The 1,577-nt window shown below is 39.5% G+C and carries 1 protein-coding gene and 1 pseudogene; one reads left to right on the top strand and one right to left on the bottom strand.

Annotated features, from left to right (window positions below; all coding sequences use genetic code 11):
• Positions 1-204, bottom strand: a pseudogene (locus NRL14_RS20725) (group II intron maturase-specific domain-containing protein); the annotation flags it as partial.
• 366 nt (positions 205-570) lie between these two features.
• On the opposite strand from NRL14_RS20725, the gene NRL14_RS20720 reads away from it, so the two are divergent.
• The gene (locus tag NRL14_RS20720; RefSeq protein ID WP_306725509.1) at positions 571-1,368 is read left to right on the top strand and encodes a hypothetical protein; all 798 of its coding nucleotides are present in this window, start codon (positions 571-573) and stop codon (positions 1,366-1,368) included.
• The last annotated feature ends 209 nt before the right edge of the window (positions 1,369-1,577 follow it).

Below are 1,577 nucleotides of genomic sequence, written 5' to 3'. Positions count from 1 at the left end.
TTTACGCCATTGCCGCCAGTAGCACATTTTTATCCTACGGCGGATCCAATGATCTAAATCCACCGTTAACTGATAAGCGTTGGCTATTAGGTAATAGTGTCCCCAGCCACGTGAATACTGCGTGAGTTTATGAATTTGTAGGGTCATTGAGATCCCCCAGTTGCGGTTAGTGAGTTCTCTTACACTTGCTTTAAATTTCTTTAGCGGAATATTACAGTGAACAAAGGCATGAATAAATTGACCTTAAGGGGTCAAGCGAAAGTGAATGCCTTTAGTTTATGCTGCGGCAACTGTATTGCCTTGTTCATAATATAGAAAAGCTGCAAAACACGATGCATTAAGAAGGGGGAGCCCTTTTACTCTAAATAAAAGCCACTCAAACACCCGTAATCCCTTCCAAAACGCCAATTAAAACAATATCAAACACTTCAATATTCTGCGTAAAAATACAGTAATCAATTGAACCAAAATAGGAACTCAGCTATGGTTGATTCATCAATAAAAATAAATAAAAAACGAGTTAATCTACAGGCTCGTTAGCATTGTCACATTTTAAATTGGGAATTGAGTATGACTGATGGAACTTTAGAAAAATTTAAATATAGAAGTGGTGCTCTATTTGCCACTTTAGTGCTTTTAATATTGGGTCTTGGGCTCTTGGTTTTGTATGCCTTCTCCGACAATAAATCATCAATAGAAGCATCGGTACTATCTCAATTATCTTCGGTATTTTTAATTGGAGGTGTTTGGGGTGGAATATACGAGTTGATACTCCGGCAGGAGTTCATAAAAGTTTTGGAAAAGAACTCCGATAAAATATTAAATAGACTATCAGCTATAGACCATGAGGAAGAGATTGGATTAACGCATTCTTTCGGATCGTCGGGTGCATACGATTACGGAGATATAATAAAAAACTCAGAAGTTCTGCGGGTTGTTTTGAATGATGGTAGAACTTGGATTTCCAATAATCTCCGGCATTTAGAGGAGCGATTTAAAGATGAGAAGAAGAAAACAACAATATTTCTTCAACACCCGGACTCAAATATGGTTGAGATTATCTGTAAGAAAGTCGGAAGTGATGAAAGTAGCTTTAGAATTAAAATCAGAGAATCAATAAAAATGATTCAAGAGATTTCTACAAAAGGTGATCACATTAGAATAGTTGGACACCACTACTTTAACCCCCAATCTACATTTTTAAGTGAGCACAGGGCGGTTGTCACCCCATACTTCTATTCAAAAGCGAGAAAGACACCGCCTGTTCTTTGTTTCAAAAAAACATCTACAGATTGCTATTATTCTAGGCTTCGTCAGGATTTAAAGGCATTGGAGGCTGACTGTGAAGACTTGTGGGATTACGAATAATGCTAACAATGCGGTCAAATACGTCCGCTGCGCTCCCCCGGACTCGCTATTGCTCGCCGTTTACTGCGGCGTTGGTGCGTCAAGCTAAGCTTGATCCATCTTGCAGGGTGCAAGTCCCTGTCGGGCAAGGTCTAACTAACCTCCTGTATCGAGTGTTGCGCCTTTGGCGGAGTGTGGGATTAGCAATTGCTTTTCAGTTATGAGGATAG

This window comes from Pseudoalteromonas sp. 20-92, assembly GCF_030847595.1.
Lineage (GTDB): Bacteria > Pseudomonadota > Gammaproteobacteria > Enterobacterales > Alteromonadaceae > Pseudoalteromonas > Pseudoalteromonas fuliginea.
Note: the sequence above shows the minus strand (reverse complement) of the source record. Positions and strands in the feature narration are given on the sequence as shown.

What these genes read in the sequence shown, in the direction of transcription:
- NRL14_RS20720 (WP_306725509.1), top strand. Translation starts at nt 571, where the DNA reads ATGACTGATGGAACTTTAGAAAAATTTAAATATAGAAGTGGTGCTCTA.